General features: G+C 61.9%; 15 protein-coding genes. 4 read left to right on the forward strand and 11 right to left on the reverse strand.

The features are described from left to right. Window positions 1-21: 21 nt before the first annotated feature. The 3 genes from ubiB to ubiE are packed head-to-tail and all read right to left on the reverse strand — an operon-like array spanning window position 22 to window position 3,016. Window positions 22-1,626, reverse strand: coding sequence for a ubiquinone biosynthesis regulatory protein kinase UbiB (gene ubiB / locus ACP7CJ_RS10240; RefSeq protein WP_276195919.1), 1,605 nt, complete (start codon window positions 1,624-1,626; stop codon window positions 22-24). Further along, window positions 1,623-2,246 carry a ubiquinone biosynthesis accessory factor UbiJ gene (locus tag ACP7CJ_RS10245; protein ID WP_276195921.1) on the reverse strand — a complete coding sequence of 208 codons (624 nt, stop codon included), beginning with the start codon at window positions 2,244-2,246 and terminating at the stop codon, window positions 1,623-1,625. Before ACP7CJ_RS10245 ends, ubiB begins: the two co-directional genes overlap by 4 nt. Then, entirely contained in the window at window positions 2,246-3,016 is a 771-nt protein-coding gene (ubiE, locus tag ACP7CJ_RS10250; protein ID WP_426100483.1) for a bifunctional demethylmenaquinone methyltransferase/2-methoxy-6-polyprenyl-1,4-benzoquinol methylase UbiE, read from the reverse strand. Before ubiE ends, ACP7CJ_RS10245 begins: the two co-directional genes overlap by 1 nt. 144 nt (window positions 3,017-3,160) lie before the next feature. On the opposite strand from ubiE, the gene ACP7CJ_RS10255 reads away from it, so the two are divergent. The 3 genes from ACP7CJ_RS10255 (at window position 3,161) to ACP7CJ_RS10265 (ending at window position 4,860) form a co-directional block, all read left to right on the forward strand. Next, window positions 3,161-3,436: a polyhydroxyalkanoic acid system family protein gene (locus ACP7CJ_RS10255; RefSeq protein ID WP_247397021.1), complete on the forward strand. Its 276-nt coding sequence runs from the start codon at window positions 3,161-3,163 to the stop codon at window positions 3,434-3,436. Between the two features lie 104 nt (window positions 3,437-3,540). Further along, entirely contained in the window at window positions 3,541-3,963 is a 423-nt protein-coding gene (locus ACP7CJ_RS10260) for a phasin family protein (RefSeq protein WP_247397023.1), read from the forward strand. 12 nt (window positions 3,964-3,975) lie between these two features. After that, window positions 3,976-4,860 carry a phasin family protein gene (locus ACP7CJ_RS10265; protein WP_276195923.1) on the forward strand — a complete coding sequence of 295 codons (885 nt, stop codon included), beginning with the start codon at window positions 3,976-3,978 and terminating at the stop codon, window positions 4,858-4,860. Between the two features lie 73 nt (window positions 4,861-4,933). On the opposite strand, the gene ACP7CJ_RS10270 is transcribed toward ACP7CJ_RS10265, so the two are convergent. The 6 genes from ACP7CJ_RS10270 to ACP7CJ_RS10295 all read right to left on the reverse strand — a co-directional run bounded on the left by ACP7CJ_RS10270 (window position 4,934) and on the right by ACP7CJ_RS10295 (window position 11,417). Next, window positions 4,934-5,461: a fimbrial protein gene (locus ACP7CJ_RS10270; RefSeq protein ID WP_276195925.1), complete on the reverse strand. Its 528-nt coding sequence runs from the start codon at window positions 5,459-5,461 to the stop codon at window positions 4,934-4,936. A gap of 18 nt (window positions 5,462-5,479) precedes the next feature. Next, on the reverse strand, window positions 5,480-6,442 hold the full coding sequence (locus ACP7CJ_RS10275) for a fimbrial protein (RefSeq protein ID WP_276195926.1): 963 nt from the start codon (window positions 6,440-6,442) through the stop codon (window positions 5,480-5,482). Between the two features lie 43 nt (window positions 6,443-6,485). Beyond that, entirely contained in the window at window positions 6,486-9,053 is a 2,568-nt protein-coding gene (locus tag ACP7CJ_RS10280; protein WP_426100481.1) for a fimbria/pilus outer membrane usher protein, read from the reverse strand. 147 nt (window positions 9,054-9,200) lie between these two features. After that, entirely contained in the window at window positions 9,201-9,968 is a 768-nt protein-coding gene (locus ACP7CJ_RS10285) for a fimbrial biogenesis chaperone (RefSeq protein WP_426100479.1), read from the reverse strand. 8 nt (window positions 9,969-9,976) lie between these two features. Then, window positions 9,977-10,753, reverse strand: a complete 777-nt coding sequence (locus tag ACP7CJ_RS10290) for a fimbrial biogenesis chaperone (protein ID WP_426100495.1) — start codon at window positions 10,751-10,753, stop codon at window positions 9,977-9,979. A gap of 82 nt (window positions 10,754-10,835) precedes the next feature. Then, window positions 10,836-11,417 carry a fimbrial protein gene (locus ACP7CJ_RS10295; RefSeq protein WP_426100477.1) on the reverse strand — a complete coding sequence of 194 codons (582 nt, stop codon included), beginning with the start codon at window positions 11,415-11,417 and terminating at the stop codon, window positions 10,836-10,838. A gap of 360 nt (window positions 11,418-11,777) precedes the next feature. Here ACP7CJ_RS10295 and ACP7CJ_RS10300 point away from each other — a divergent pair, with 360 nt between their 5' ends. Next, window positions 11,778-12,473: a response regulator gene (locus ACP7CJ_RS10300; RefSeq protein ID WP_426100475.1), complete on the forward strand. Its 696-nt coding sequence runs from the start codon at window positions 11,778-11,780 to the stop codon at window positions 12,471-12,473. A 23-nt stretch (window positions 12,474-12,496) separates the two neighbouring features. Here ACP7CJ_RS10300 and ACP7CJ_RS10305 read toward each other — a convergent pair whose 3' ends face one another. Continuing rightward, window positions 12,497-13,117: a TetR/AcrR family transcriptional regulator gene (locus ACP7CJ_RS10305; RefSeq protein WP_276195931.1), complete on the reverse strand. Its 621-nt coding sequence runs from the start codon at window positions 13,115-13,117 to the stop codon at window positions 12,497-12,499. A gap of 28 nt (window positions 13,118-13,145) precedes the next feature. Further along, a complete protein-coding gene (phaC, locus tag ACP7CJ_RS10310; protein WP_276195932.1) occupies window positions 13,146-14,828 on the reverse strand; it encodes a class II poly(R)-hydroxyalkanoic acid synthase in 1,683 nt (560 codons plus the stop codon). Between the last annotated feature and the right edge of the window lie 84 nt (window positions 14,829-14,912).

Raw genomic sequence — 14,912 nt, forward strand, 5'->3', positions numbered from 1 at the left:
GACAGTGTATAACCGGATTGGCTACCGACGCACGATCAGATAAACACCCACGGCGACCATGATACCGGCCGGCCAGTGGCCCAGTTGGTTCAGCGGCCCGCCGATGGCCAGCATTACACCGCCGACCAGATGCGCGGCGCCCAGCAGGCGCAGGAACCAGTCGTCCTTGCGCGTGTGCCACGGCGGCGCCGGGTCCTTGGCGTGGGGCTGGGACATGCGCTCCAGCAGGTCGCGGGTCATGTTGGCCAGGTGCGGCAGTTGCTCCACCTGGCTCTGCAGGTTGCCCAGCAGGGTTTTCGGGCTGACCCGTTCGCGCATCCAGCGTTCGAGGAACGGCTGGGCGGTGTTCCACAGGTCGAGGTCCGGGTACAACTGGCGGCCCAGGCCTTCAATGTTCAGCAGGGTTTTCTGCAGTAGCACCAACTGCGGCTGCACTTCCATATTGAAGCGCCGCGCGGTCTGGAACAGGCGCATCAGTACCTGGCCGAAGGAAATGTCTTTTAGCGGTTTTTCGAAGATCGGCTCGCACACGGTGCGGATCGCCGCTTCGAATTCATTGAGCTTGGTTTCTGCGGGCACCCAACCCGAATCGATGTGCAACTGCGCCACGCGGCGGTAGTCACGCTTGAAGAAGGCGAACAGGTTGCGCGCCAGGTAGTCCTGGTCTTCCGGGGTCAGGCTGCCGACGATGCCGCAGTCGATCGCAATGTACTGCGGGCTCCACGGGTTGATGGTGCTGACGAAGATATTGCCGGGGTGCATGTCGGCGTGGAAGAAACTGTCGCGGAACACCTGGGTGAAGAAGATCTCGACGCCGCGCTCGGCGAGCATCTTCATGTCGGTGCGCTGGTCGGTCAGCGTCGCGAGGTCGGTGACCTGCACGCCGTAGATGCGCTCCATCACCAACACTTTAGGGCGGCACCAGTCCCAATACACTTGCGGCACGTACAGCAGCGGTGAGCCTTCAAAGTTGCGCTTGAGCTGGCTGGCGTTGGCCGCTTCGCGCAGCAGGTCGAGTTCGTCGTAGATGGTTTTTTCGTAGTCGGCGACCACGTCCACCGGGTGCAGCAGGCGCGCGTCGGCGGAGAAGCGTTCGGCGGCGCGGGCGAGAATGAACAGCCACGCCAGGTCCTGGCCGATGATCGCCTTGAGGCCTGGGCGAATCACCTTCACCACCACTTCTTCGCCGGTCTTGAGCTGCGCCGCATGCACTTGCGCCACCGAGGCCGAAGCCAGGGGCTCGACGTCGAAACGGCTGAACACGTCGCTGATCTTCTTGCCCAACTGCTCTTCGATCAGCTTCATCGATTGCTGCGAATCGAACGGCGGCACGCGGTCCTGCAGCAGCATCAGCTCGTCGGCGATGTCTTCGGGCAACAGGTCGCGACGGGTCGAGAGGATCTGCCCGAACTTGATAAAGATTGGCCCCAAATCCTGCAAGGCCAGGCGCAGGCGCGTGCCACGGCTCAGGTCCAGTGGCTTGCGTGGGAACCAGCGCCACGGCAGCACGTAACGCACGGCCAGCAGGAACCACGGCAAGGGCAGGGCGAACAGCAGGTCATCGAGGCGGTAGCGGATGACGACGCGCTGGATACGGAACAAACGGCGGACGGCGAGCAGCTTCATGCGTTATCGCTTGGATCAAGGGAACGGCTCAGGCGCTCGAAGCGGGCCTCAAGGCGTTCCAGGTCGATTTTGGCCTTATCGAGTTCACGAAAGCGCGCTTGCGCTTCCCGTTGTCCGACCAGGGTGCGCGATTCTTCGCTCAGGTATTCGGCGAGGTTCTGGTTGAGGCTGGCGAACCCCTGCTGGTACCAGCGCGTGCGGCTGCGCAGGTGACCGCTGATCAACTGGGTGGCCACGGGGCCGATCCAGCGCGACAGTTCGTATTCCCAGTCCAGTTCCAGGTCTTGCAGCACGGCGGCCAGGTCCATCAGCGCCGCGCTGTCGCCTTCCAGCGCCACTTCGGGGCTGTGGAGGATGGCGGTCTTGTTGCGGCTCAGCGCCAGGTGCAACAGGCTCGAGGCCGGCGCACGCAGGGTGCAGTCGGCCTCGGCGGCCCACTGGGTCGCGAGCAATAGGCCTTCATCGCTGGGCAGGATAAACAGCTGCAAGGCCGGGCTCGTGCAGTCGACGGCGATGATCTTGCCGTTCAAGTGCGCGAGCCGCGCCAGGGCGGTGCTGTCCAGGCGCAGCACCCGGTTGACACCGAGTTCGACGCTGGCGAGCAGGCCTTGGAACAGCATCAGGGCTTGATGCCGCGGTGCAGGGCGACGATGCCTGAGGTCATGTTGTGGTAGGTCACGCGGTCGAAACCGGCGTCTACCATCATCGACTTCAGGGTTTCCTGGTCGGGGTGCATGCGGATCGACTCTGCCAGGTAGCGATAGCTCTCGGCGTCGTTGGTGATCAGCTTGCCCATCAACGGCATGAAGGCGAACGAGTAGGTGTCGTAGACCTTGGACATCAGCGCGTTGGCCGGTTTGGAGAACTCCAGCACCAGCAGGCGGCCACCGGGCTTGAGCACGCGCAGCATCGAGCGGATCGCGTCTTCCTTGTGGGTCACGTTGCGCAGGCCGAACGCGATGGTCACGCAGTCGAAATGGTTGTCGGGGAACGGCAGCTTTTCCGCATCGGCCTGGACGAATTCGATATTGCCGGCCACGCCTTTGTCGAGCAGGCGATCACGGCCGACCTTGAGCATCGAACCGTTGATATCCGCCAGCACCACCTGGCCGGTCGGGCCGACGAGCTTGGAGAACTTGGCCGCCAAGTCGCCGGTACCACCCGCGATGTCCAGCACGCGGTTGCCAGTGCGTACACCCGACAACTCGATGGTGAAGCGCTTCCACAGGCGGTGCATGCCGCCGGAGAGCACGTCGTTCATCAGGTCGTACTTGGCCGCAACGGAGTGGAACACTTCAGCGACTTTTTCCGCTTTCTGGCTTTCCGGGACGTTCTTGAAGCCGAAGTGAGTGGTGGGTTCGGCATCGCTGCCTTTGCGCTGATCAGTCATATCGCTGTCACCAAAATTGAATGCGGGACATGATAATCCCCAAGGCCTGCTTTGTCTTGGCAAGGCTGAAGGTAAGATAGGTGCTCACCGAGACCTTTTGCCGCATGGCAGGTGTTCAAGTCGTTATAAAGAGGAGTCATTGCAATGGCCCGTATCACTGTTGAACGTGCGCATTCCCTGGGTAAAGAAGGCGCACGGGCGAAGGCCGAGAAGCTGGCACAGAAACTCCAGGATCAATATGGCCTGCAGCCTTCGTGGTCGGGCGATACGTTGAACCTCAAGCGTTCGGGGGTTAAAGGCACGGTGTTGGTCGCCGATGATCTGTTGCGTATTGATGTGGAACTGGGCCTGTTGATGTCGGCCATGAGTGGCACCATCAAGACTGAAATCGAGAAAGCCCTGGATAAAGCCTTGGCCTGATCCCGCTGTTCTTAGGGTGCCGATTCTAATTTTTCTGCCTACTTTGTGCCCACGCCCTCAACTTCTGCGGGCCGTTCCTCCACCCTTTTTACGTGAGGTGCATCATGGCCAAAGTTATCCTGAAGAAAAAAATCGACGCCCCGAGCCACGCCCTGGACGACGTTAAAACCTATGCCCGCAAGATCTGGCTGGCAGGCCTAGGGGTCTATGCCAAGGTCGGAAGCGAGGGCGGCGAGTACTTCAAAGAGCTGGTTAAGACCGGTCAACATGTTGAAAGTAAAGGCAAAAAAGTTGCACTTGAACAACTTGATGCGGCCAACAGTCAGATTGACCAAGTAACGAGTAATATCGCCAGCGTCAAAGGTCGGGTAGAAGTTCAACTGGATAAAGTTGAAAAAGCTTTTGACACGCGTGTTGCAAGTGCCTTGAATCGAATCGGCATTGCGTCTAAACATGACGTGGAGACACTCTCTGCTAAGCTCGAAGAGCTGACGGCATTGCTCGAACGTGTCGCGCGTAAACACTAAGGAGACATCGGGATGGCTGTTAAAAAGACTACTCAGAAAGAAGGCAGCTCGTGGGTCGGGAAAGTTGAAGAATATTCCCGCAAGATCTGGCTGGCTGGTTTAGGCGTTTACTCGAAGATCGACAGTGACGGCAGCAAACTCTTCGAGACATTGGTTAAAGACGGCGAGAAGGCCGAGAAGTTGACCAAGAGCACCGTCGGCAAACAAGTGGATGCAGCCAAAGCGACTGCAGGTTCCGCCAAGTCGAAACTCAGTGATAAATGGGGCGAATTGGAAGGGGCTTTCGACAAACGTCTCCACAGTGCCATTTCACGACTGGGTGTTCCTAGCCGTAGTGAAGTGAAGGCACTGCACAGCAAGGTTGACACGCTGACCAAACAAATCGAAAAACTCACCGGTGCCAAAGTGACGCCGGTGAAGGCTGCTGCTGCGGCTAAGCCAGCGACTAAAACCGCTGCCGCCAAGCCACTGGCTAAAGCCGCCGCCAAGCCGGCTGCCAAACCTGCGGCCAAAGCGCCCGCCAAAGCCGTGGTTAAACCGGCTGCCAAGCCGGCTGCGAAAGTTGCGGCGGCTAAACCGGCGGCCAAGCCTGCCGCTAAACCAGTGGCCGCTAAAGCCGCTGCCAAGCCGGCCGTTAAACCTGCCGCCAAGGCCGCAGCCAAACCCGCCGCTAAACCGGCTGCCGCCAAACCTGCGGCCAAGCCAGCGCTGGCCAAACCTGCCGCCGCGAAGAAGCCGGTAGCCGCGAAGAAGCCCGCAGCAGCGAAGCCGGCCGTGGCCGCCAAGCCTGCGACCCCGGCGCCCAGCGCTTCAAGCGCCAACTCGGCAACCGCGCCGACTGCTGCGCCTGCACCGACTGCAGCGTCGGTAACCCCGACGCCATCCAGTCAGTCCTGATCTACTCGGGACACATAAAAAACGCCCGGCCTGTGAAGGTCGGGCGTTTTTTTACGTGCGCATAATGGGCCGGTCAGTTGTACGTGATCGACACCGTCACGGCGCTGGCCAGGGTGCCTTGGGTGACCGCTGCGCCGGTTTTATGGTACGCCGCTGTGAGTGGCAACACCGCCTTGTTGCTGCTGGTCTCCACCGTGCGGCTGCGCTGGGCGTCGGTGCCGTTGGCGGGGATGGTGTAACCGGGTGTCGCGCGGTGCAGCAGCCAAAGGGCCGTGCCGCCTGAGGTTCCCGTATTGGCAAACAGCACGGCGTTGCCGGTCGAGGCGCTGCCCGCGAACAGGAACGTGACGTTGCGGATGTCCGATTCGCAGTCGGCCGATATCTCGAAATCGAAGGCGCCTGTGGAGGGCGTTGCATCAAAGTCGGCGATCTTGATGGTCGGCAGTGTGAGGGTACGGTTCAGATCGCCGGCCGCCAGGTTGCAGGTACCGGCGTTGACCTGGCCGACAAAGTTCAAGGTGCCTGTGGTTGCGGCCTGAGCCGCATGGGCGCTGAGGCCAGCAGTGATTGCCAGCAGTCGCGGCAGCGTGCGGATGTTCATCGGGTAATCTCCGGCGTTTCAGTTATAGGTAATGTTGACGGTGGCGGTACTGGCGAGCGTGCCTTGGCTGACCGCGCCGTTTTGGTGATAGGCGGCGCCGAGTGGCAAGACCGCACGGTTGTCGGAAACCACCAGCGTGCGGCTGCTATCGGTGCCGTTGGCGCTAATCGTCTGGGCCACCCCATTGATCCGCGAATACAGCCACAGCCCGATGCCACCGGCGCTGCCGGTATTGGCGAAGAGCGCGTCGTTCCCGGGGGCGGGCGTGCCGGCGAGCCGAAAGGTGACGTGGGTGGCGTCGCTGCAGTTCGCCGTCAACTCGAAGTCGCGCGCGCCTGCGCTGATGGCATTTTGGAAGGCGCTGACTTGAACCGGGTCCAGCGAGATCGTGCGGTTGACGTCACCGGCCGCCAGATCGCAGGTGGCGGCGGGTCTGACGAAGCGTACCGAGTTGTTGAGCCGCAGGCTAAAGCGGCCTAAGTAACCCCAGGGGCCGTGCAGTCTGTATTCAAAGATAGTTCCGGCAGGCACGACCCCGTCTGTTACCGGCCCGATTTTGTAAAGGGTCACCTTCGCGTTTGTGAAGGAGGGGTGCCTTCCGGGAGGCACGACGGCACCGGAAAAACTTTCGATGGCATAGGCACTGGTCGATGGGCGGGCGTCGCTGATGAGCAGCCGCATGCCAACCCCCGGTGCCTCGGTCGGATAGGACCCGGTTGTCGGGTCCAACGGTCTTGCATAGCGCCCGAAGGCCGAAGCTGGGGTGCCGGTGCGGCAATTGTAGAAGAGGGCAGGCACAGAGCCGCTGAATGCTTGTTGGGCGATCACACTTCCCAGCGGCAGGCTGTCGGGGACGGTAATCACGGCCGGGAGGGAGAGGCCAAGCTCGGCGTCAGGAGGATAGCTCTCGCACGCCGCTTGAGCCGCGATTGGCAAGCCAAGCACGAGCAGTATTGAAACGAGGTTTGTGGAGTGTTTCATCTTCAGTCCCGCCATAAAAAGTAGGGCGCTTGCCTGCGCCGGATCAACCGCCCGCACCACCTTTGCAGGCGCCCGCGTTCAGATGGCGCAGGCGGTTCGCGCCTTTAGCCGTCGATTTCGTACCCAGGTCGTAGTCCAGCCGACATATGCCCCCGGCATTGGCCCCCCACTTGACCGTCAACTGCCCCTGCGGGCGCGCCACACGGACAAACGCCTTACCGCCCTGCCCGACAATGCCGACACTGGCGCCGTCTTCATCGAAGACATCCGAACCAAAGGGAAGTGGATTGCTATCCTCGCTCAGGGCCGTGATCAACAAGGCCTGGCCGCTGACCGTGGCGAATTGCAGCTTCACCACCGAACCGGCGCGGGGGGCGACGTTTTGCGCGGCGCTCTTGAGCTCCACATCGACGGAAAGGTCCTTGGGGTCCAACTCGACGACGTTGCGGCGGTACGGCGTGAGGTGGGGGACCACGGCATAACCGCGCTTGCCGATTTGAGCGCTGTGGTTGCCGTTGATCCGTGCGCCCTCGGCGTCGGGCGCCTGGACGATGCCGACGGTATCGCCCAACTCCGGCGCGAAGGTCACGCCGCCGGCATGCGCGACCATGCCGCCGGTCATGCCGAACGATGCCGAACGGTAGGCACTGCTCTGGCCAACGCTGGCGGAAAGCACACCTTGGCCGGTCTGGTATTTCATGTCGGCACTGCTGGCGTTGCCTCTGCCGTGCGTCTGGCTGGCGCCGATGCCGTAGCTGAACTCGCTGCGTTCACCCAGGCTGCCGCCGAGGGTCACGCGCTCGCCGCTGCTTTGATCGCCGCGATAGGCCGTGGTGGTCAAGGTCGGCGAGCGTGGGCCGTTGCCCAGGGGCAGGCTCAGGGTCAAGTCCACTTGCTTGTCGACGCGTTCGCTCAGCAAGTCACGGCTGCGCTGGGCGCTGAGGGTGTAGTGAATGCCTTTCCAGGCACCGCTGTAACCGGCGGTGAAGGTCAGGTTGGCGCTTTTGCGGTTCCAGTAGTTTTGTGAGGAACCGGTCAGGTACACCGTGCCGACGCCCAGGCTCTGATTGAGGCTGATATCCATCCGGTCACGCAGCCGCGACAGGCTGTCGACGCGCAGCCCGTCGATGGCGAGGCCACGCACGCGTGCCGCGTCGGCCACGCTCAGGAAGCCTTCGGTGGAATACCGGTAGGTGCCGAGCGCAAAGTGGGTGCCGGTGTCTGCGAAGTTCTTGCTGTAGCGCATCTGCAGGCTTTGCCCCTCAAGGAAGCCGTGCCCTTTCAGGTGAGCGCTGGAGTGGGTCAGGTCCAAAGACAGCGCGCCAAACGCCGTGTTGAATGCCGCACCCGCCAGTTGCGAGCTGTAGTCGTCGGCCAGCACCGCGCCGGTGTAGCCGGTCAACAGGTTGCTGAGGCCATGCTGGTAGGTGGCCTGCAGCAGTTTGGGAGGGTGGCGCACGCCAATTTCATCCAGTTGGCCGAGACTCACCGAGTAGCGCTTATAGCCGGCACGCAACAGGTTGGCGTTGGCGGCGAACGGCACGACGAAATCGCGCCGACGCCCATCGGCTTCGGTGATCGTGACGTTCAGGTCGCCCCCATAGCCGGTCGGGAACAAGTCATTGAGCACGAACGGGCCGGGGGCGACGGAGACCTCGTCCAATAACACGCCGCGTTGGCGCACGCTGACCCGCGCGTTGGTCTCGGCGACGCCACGCACGACGGGCGCAAAGCCGGTCTGGGAGTCTGGCAGCATGCGGTCATCGCTGAACAGGCTGGCCCCGCGCAGGCGCACGCTGTCGAATAACTCGCCCGGGGTGTGGATCTCGCCCACCATCAGTTGTGACTGCAGCGGGCTTACGTCGCGTTGCACGTAGGTGGCGTTGCTTTGATAACCCGAGGCGCTGTCGGTTTGGCTGTAGCTGCCGTTGTGGCGCCAATGCCAATCGCCCAGGTTAAGCCCGGTATTGAGGCCTAGATAATGGGAGCTGAGCGCGCGACCGTTGGTGCGGGTCGCAAAGGTATTGGCGTTGTAGCGCACAAAGGCAGCATCGATGCCGCTGTCCCACTGGCGCGGGTCGACATAGCCGCGCGCCTTACGTGCCAGGTAGATCTGCGGAATCTGCAGGTCCAGGCGGTTTTCGCCGGCGTCGAATGGGCTGCTGGCGCCCGGCAGGTAGGTGGCAATGTCGGCGCAGTCGGCAAACGGTGAGGGGGCTGCGACACCGGCTTGGGCGGATTGCCGGTCGACCGCGTCCAGGTCGACGCCGAACCTGAGCAGCGCCTCACGCGCCAGGCACAACTGCGCGGTTCTCTGGCCTTCAACCGCCGCGAACGACACGGTTTCGCGCCCGATCCACTGGCCGTTGAGGTGGACATCGGCGCGGTAGCTGCCGGGCAGCACAATGTTGCCCTGGCTGAATTTTGAAATATCGACCTGCAGGCCGCCCGCGCGATCCGCAAAGAAGGCCGGGTTGAAGGCGACATGCTCCGCCGCGTGGGCATCCAGGGCATGAGCGCTGCTCAGCAGTAACAGGCATCGCGTCGTTAGCCGCAATCGAGGGTGTGTCAGGGGCCCGTGGCCTGGCCTGGCGGGCATGTTCAAACGCATGGTGACCGTTCCCGGAAAATAGGTGCTGTCCGAATTCGGGCATGGGCAAGCCCTGCCCTGAAAAAAGGGCATCAACCGAACGTGTGGAATGAAGTGAGTCAGGCGGCCAGCCGGCCTGCAGAGGTGCTGGCGGATGTATTTAGGCGGTCATGGCGCGACCTTGGTGCTGTGCGAGACCTTGGCCCCGAAATCGTCGAGCGTGCGGAACTCTACGGTGGCCGCAGCACCTGGCGGCGTGTTGAGGGTGGGTAGCGCGAAGCGCTGGCGAGCGCCGGGTGTCACCATGTTTTCGGCGCCTGATGTGGCGACCTGGCGGGGATGACGCCGCCCCGACTCCAGCAGGTCGATCTGTTCGAAGGTCACGTGATAAGGGCTCGGGTTGTAGACCTCCAGCGCCTGGCCTTGCGCGTTCGAAACGCGGCGCCATTGCAGTTTTCCAGGCGCGGCCTCGACCGCGTAAGGCAGGTTCTGCGGACGGAAAAACAGCTTGATCCGCGAGCGGAAGGCGAGCTGCAACTGATTGCCCTGTTGGGCGCCTGGCGTTTGCGCGGGCACTTCCAGTACGTTGAACCAGAACAGGCTTTCCTCGGCCGACGGCAAGGTGTCGCCCGTGTAGGCCAGGCGCACGACCTGTTGTTTACCCGGCTCCATGCGAAAGATCGGTGGCGTGGCGACAAAGGGCGCTGCGGCGAGGTCCGGCGTCAAGCGCTCGTCGCCGTTGTCCAGCCATGCCTGGATCAGCACCGGCGCCTGGTTCTTGCTTTCGAGCCGGACCGTCACCTCCTTGGCTTGCTGCGGGTAGACGATGCGCGTGCTGTTGATCACCACGCTGGCCTGCACGACGGCGGCGCCAAACAGCGCCCACGTCAACAGCAGGCACTTGGCTGGCAGGTGTGAAAGGGAAGTAGCGTTCATACCGTCAGTCACTGGGTGGAGGCAGGGGTGAGGCCCGCCGAATGGCGCACGCGGGCGCCGAAGTCGCTGACCGTCGTGAACTCAACCTGGGGCGCGCCACTGGGGCGTTCGCGCAGCAGCGGCAGCACAAAGCGTTTCACATCGCCGGCCGGCAACAGCAGGCTGTCATTGGCGGCCTTGTTCGGCGCTTTGCTGAAGCGTTTGCCGTCGCTCAGCAAATCAATCGAGGTGAGGGAAATATGGTACGGCGTCGGATTGGTTGCCTGTAGGGCAAAACCCTGGTCGTGGCGCACCAGTTGCCATTGCAGTTTTGCCGGGGCGCTGCTGACCGGGTAGGGCAGTGCCTGCGGTCGCAGGAATACCCGCAAGCGGCTGCGGAACGCGAGTTCGATCTGGTTGTTCTGCGCGGCATCGGCGGCCAGCGGGGGGACTTCGAGCACATTCAGCCAGTACAGGCGTTCACGGTCGCCGGGGGCTGATTCGCCGGCATAGCGCAGGCGCACCGCCTGTTGCTGATGGGGCTCGATGCGGAAGATCGGCGGCGACAGGCTGAACGGTGTTTGCGCTGTCGCGGGTGTCGAGCGCACGTCGCCGGCATCCAGCCAGGTCTGCACCAGCGCCGGGCGGTTGCCCTTGTTCTCCAGGCGTACAACCACCTCTTGCCGGTCGGCTGGGTAGATCACGCGTGTGCCGTAGATAATCACGCCCGCGTGGGCGCCGGATGCTAGCAGCGAGAACCCTCCGACAGCACAGCAGGCTAGGGCAAGGCGGGCGATTGTTTTCATCATCTGAATGCTCTTCGAGTCAGCGGGCAGACCCTGCACGACGGCGCAGGTCCGTTGCGTGCAAGGCCGGCATGCTGGTCCCTTAATCGGCGTACTCGACCAGGAAGCCGACCCGCGTGCGGACCGTTCCTTCGGTGGCGGCGCCGCTGGCGTACATTTGCGCGGCCAGTGGGATGACGGCCTGGTTGTCGGCGATCACCACCCCCGCCGATTTCTCGGTGTAGACGTGGATGGGAGAGCCATCGCGGTTAGTCACTTCGATCTGTACGTTCTTGGCGTTGGTGGTGTCGGCCGGGTCGTTGTAGCCATCGATGTTCAAACGCCCGGTCGCCACATCGATGGCCGGGCTGGTTGGGTCGAAAGCCACCATCGCGGTGCGGCCGTTAGCGCAACTGCCTTCGCCCGGCCCACCGATGCGAATGGTGAAACCGGTCAGGTTGGCGCGATCGCCCGGGTTCGCCAGGCGCGCAGCGGCGACGCCTCCCAGGTTGACGTCCTTGACCACTGCGCCGGTGCCCGGCGCCGAGCCTTCGACGGTACAGGTCACGTCGTTCACCAACCCACTGAAATTGAGGGTGCCATCCGTTGCCGCGAGAGCGGGTTGCGAGACGGCGGCGGTCACGGCAAGCATGGCCGCAGCGGTGGATAGTGCGTTGTTGTTCATAGTGTTCCCGATCGTAAATTAGCGGTAGCCCCGTCACCACTTCAAACCATGGGTCTGAAGTTTGTTTGTCGTTTTCAAGTGGAGAGGACGGCGTAATTGTTCGCTGGAACCAGTGGTTTTCCTATAGAGAAGTAACGAAATTTGTCTCGTGATTGTTCGAAAAAACAATCGGCGCCTATTCGAGTTTTTTCTAAATAGCGCTGTTGCAACTTTTCTGTAAGACACAACTGTCAGACACTGCTGAAAGCGTCGGTCTTAGTCTGTTTCTGTATTGCTCAGTGGTTTGGCCTGGGATATACCGAGCGTGTAATGGCGAGAGTTTGTTTGTCATGAGCTGAATCCACTTATGCAGGTTTCGTGATGACTACTTCACTTTCCGATACCTATGCGGTCATGTTGCTCGATGACCATGAGATGGTTCGACAGGGGATCGAATTGGGGCTGAGCAAAGAGGCCGATCTCACTGTCATCGGCTCCTTCGGGACCGCCAGGGAGTTGCTGGAGGCGCTCGCCCAGCGGTCGGCGGATATCGTGGTGATGGACTTTATCCTGGGGCCCTCGGACATGGATGGCCTCAGTCTGATCCAGACGCTGAATCGACGATTCAGCCAGTGCAGGCCTATTGTTGTTTCTTCGCACTACACCCCCGCAACGGTTTCACTGGCGTTGAAAGCCGGAAGTTGGGGCGTGTTGGGCAAAACCCAGAATCTGATTGAATTGATCACGGCGATTCGCACGGTCGCCCAAGGCGGGATTTACTTGCAGCCTTGTATGTTGCCGACACTACGGGGGATACCGCCGATTCGCGATATTGCGACAACCGGATCGAACAAAGAGTTATCGATCCCGCAACGCTTGCATGCTTGCCTCACGCCCAAGGAGCAGGAAGTACTGCGTTGTTTTTTGGATGGTATGACCGTCAATTCGATTGCGGCAAAGTTCTCGCGCAGCGCAAGTACGATCAGCACGCAAAAACAATCGGCTTATCGAAAATTGGGCATCCGGAGTGACTGCGAGCTGTTCAAGTTCTCTCACCAGTTCGGTGAGCCTCAATGACGCAGTGTCTGTAAGACGGACAGTTAAACCGGATCGTCCATATAGCGCAGCGCCAAGCGCTCCGTTGCTTCCCGCGCCGCCGGCAACAGGTGCGGCGCGACCAGCATCATGATCTGGTACACCACCACCTGCACCTCGCCTTCTCGGTCGAGAATGCGTTGGTAGTCCAGGGAAAACAGCAGGGTCAGCGTGATCTGTTCCACCAGTTGGCCCAGCGCCTGGGTGCCGCTGACCAACTGCCCCGCCGCCTGCAGCCGTGCGAGCAATGACGCCAGGGTGCGCTTGAGCGCCGTGAGCAGGTTGCGAATGCCCCTTGCCAGCTTCGGCAGGCGCCCCGCCAGGTTCGACAGGTCCTGGAACAGAAACCGGTAATGGGCCATGCGCTCGACAATCAGGTGCAGGAACAGCCAGTAATCCTGGGCCTCCAGTTGCGCGCCCGGCGGTGGATCGAGCAGGGGCGACAGCTCACTCTGAAAACGCTCGAACAGCCCGAGCACCAGCGGCTCCTTGCCATGGAAGTGGTAGTAGAGATTGCCGGGGCTGATCCCCATTTCATTGGCCACCTCCATGGTCGACACGTTGGGTTCGCCCTTGTGGTTGAACAACTGCAGGGCACATTCGAGGATACGGTCGCGGGTCTTCATCCGGTCTTCTTAAATAGGATCGTTGAGCTCAGCGGACCCGCACGTAAGTGCCTGGCGCTGCTTCCATCGGAGGGTAATTCTGGTTGCCCAGGGCGGTGAGGGTTTCGCGTTGTACGCCCGAGCGCTGTTGAATCCAGGCCAGCCACTGTGGCCACCAACTGCCTTCGACATGGCTGGCGTCGTAGTACCAGGCGCGCGGGTCGCTGCTCAGCTTGAGGTTTTCGACGTAGTTGGCCTTGGGGTTGCCCGGCGGGTTGAGGATGCTCTGGATATGCCCGCTGTTGGACAACACGAAGCGCCGCTCACCGCCCAGCAATTGGGTGGAGCGGTACACCGCGTCCCATGGCGTGATGTGGTCGTTGATCCCGGCCACGCTGAAGCTGTCCACCGTGACCTTTTGCAGGTCGATGGGCGTGCCGCACACCTCCAGGCCACCGGGATGGCTCAGCGGGTTGTGCTTGAAGAAGTCCAGCAGGTCGCCATGCAGGGCGGCGGGCAGGCGCGTGTTGTCGTTGTTCCAGTACAGGATGTCGAAGGCCGGCGGTTCCTTGCCCAACAGGTAGTTGTTTATCCAGTAGTTCCAGATCAGGTCGTTGGGGCGCATCCAGGCAAACACCTTGGCCATGTCGCGGCCATCCAGCACGCCCTGCTGGTAGGAGCGGCGCTTGGCGGCTTCCAGGGTTTGCTCGTCGGCGAACAGGGTGGCGGGGCTGTCGATCTGGCTGTCGAGCAGGCTCACCAGATAGCTGGCGCTGGAGACACGGCGCAGTTGGCGCTTGGCTTGCAGGTGGCCTTGCAGGGCGGCGATGGTCAGGCCGCCGGCACAGGCGCCCATCAGGTTGACCTCGCGGGCGCCGGTGATGGCGCGGCAGACGTTGAGTGCCTCCTCCAGCGCGGCCACATAGGTGGACAGGCCCCATTCGCGGTGGCGTACATCCGGGTTGCGCCAGCTGACGATGAAGGTCTGCAGGCCATTTTTCAGGGCGTACTGCACAAAGCTGTTGGCTGGGCTCAGGTCGAAGATGTAGTACTTGTTGATTTGCGGCGGCACGATCAGCAGCGGTTTGGCGTACTGTTTTTCGCTCATGGGCTTGTACTGGATCAGCTCCAGCAGTTCATTGCGAAACACCACCGAGCCTGGGGTGGTGGCAACGGTCTTGCCCACTTCAAAGGCGTGCTTGCTGACCTGGCGCGGCAGGCCGTTGTTGTGCAGCAAGTCTTCGAACAGGTTACTTACGCCGCGCACCACGCTGTTGCCGCCGGAGTTGAGCAACTCCTTGATGGCTAGCGGGTTGAGCAGGGTGTTGGAGGGCGATACCGCATCGTTGATCAGGCTGAAGGCGAAGTGCGCACGGGCGCGGTCATCGGCGTTCAGGGTGCTGTCATCGATCCAGCGGCGGGTCTGTTTCTGCCAGCTCAAATACGCCTGCAGGCTACGCCGATACAGCGGGTTGAGGGCCCAGGTCGGGTCGATGAAGCGGCTGTCGTGGGGGTTGGGTTCATGCACCGTTTCGCCGAGCAGCACGCGCCCCAGTTGGCCGCCGAGGGCCAGGGCATGACGGGCGGTATGCACCGGGTTGCGCAAACTGTGGGCGGCGACGCTGCGCAGAGTCGACAGCAAGTCCCGGCCGCGCAGGCCGGTGATCGCATTTTGCGCGTTGATGAACACGGCAGGGGTGGGCGCCGGGTTCGTCACGGGTCTTTCTCGCATGAGCCAACACTCCTTCGTCAAACCATCAACAGGCACGCCAATTCAGAACCATAGTCGGTTCTCGGCAAGTTGCGCGGCGGTGTG

Source organism: Pseudomonas sp. PSPC3-2, assembly GCF_049897085.1.
Lineage (GTDB): Bacteria > Pseudomonadota > Gammaproteobacteria > Pseudomonadales > Pseudomonadaceae > Aquipseudomonas > Aquipseudomonas paraveronii.

Bases quoted from the DNA above. Each gene is read 5' to 3' on its own strand.
- ubiB (WP_276195919.1), bottom strand. From the start codon at position 1,626: ATGAAGCTGCTCGCCGTCCGCCGTTTGTTCCGTATCCAGCGCGTCGTC.
- ACP7CJ_RS10245 (WP_276195921.1), bottom strand. From the start codon at position 2,246: ATGCTGTTCCAAGGCCTGCTCGCCAGCGTCGAACTCGGTGTCAACCGG.
- ubiE (WP_426100483.1), bottom strand. From the start codon at position 3,016: ATGACTGATCAGCGCAAAGGCAGCGATGCCGAACCCACCACTCACTTC.
- ACP7CJ_RS10255 (WP_247397021.1), top strand. From the start codon at position 3,161: ATGGCCCGTATCACTGTTGAACGTGCGCATTCCCTGGGTAAAGAAGGC.
- ACP7CJ_RS10260 (WP_247397023.1), top strand. From the start codon at position 3,541: ATGGCCAAAGTTATCCTGAAGAAAAAAATCGACGCCCCGAGCCACGCC.
- ACP7CJ_RS10265 (WP_276195923.1), top strand. From the start codon at position 3,976: ATGGCTGTTAAAAAGACTACTCAGAAAGAAGGCAGCTCGTGGGTCGGG.
- ACP7CJ_RS10270 (WP_276195925.1), bottom strand. From the start codon at position 5,461: ATGAACATCCGCACGCTGCCGCGACTGCTGGCAATCACTGCTGGCCTC.
- ACP7CJ_RS10275 (WP_276195926.1), bottom strand. From the start codon at position 6,442: ATGAAACACTCCACAAACCTCGTTTCAATACTGCTCGTGCTTGGCTTG.
- ACP7CJ_RS10280 (WP_426100481.1), bottom strand. From the start codon at position 9,053: ATGCGTTTGAACATGCCCGCCAGGCCAGGCCACGGGCCCCTGACACAC.
- ACP7CJ_RS10285 (WP_426100479.1), bottom strand. From the start codon at position 9,968: ATGAACGCTACTTCCCTTTCACACCTGCCAGCCAAGTGCCTGCTGTTG.
- ACP7CJ_RS10290 (WP_426100495.1), bottom strand. From the start codon at position 10,753: ATGAAAACAATCGCCCGCCTTGCCCTAGCCTGCTGTGCTGTCGGAGGG.
- ACP7CJ_RS10295 (WP_426100477.1), bottom strand. From the start codon at position 11,417: ATGAACAACAACGCACTATCCACCGCTGCGGCCATGCTTGCCGTGACC.
- ACP7CJ_RS10300 (WP_426100475.1), top strand. From the start codon at position 11,778: ATGACTACTTCACTTTCCGATACCTATGCGGTCATGTTGCTCGATGAC.
- ACP7CJ_RS10305 (WP_276195931.1), bottom strand. From the start codon at position 13,117: ATGAAGACCCGCGACCGTATCCTCGAATGTGCCCTGCAGTTGTTCAAC.
- phaC (WP_276195932.1), bottom strand. From the start codon at position 14,828: ATGCGAGAAAGACCCGTGACGAACCCGGCGCCCACCCCTGCCGTGTTC.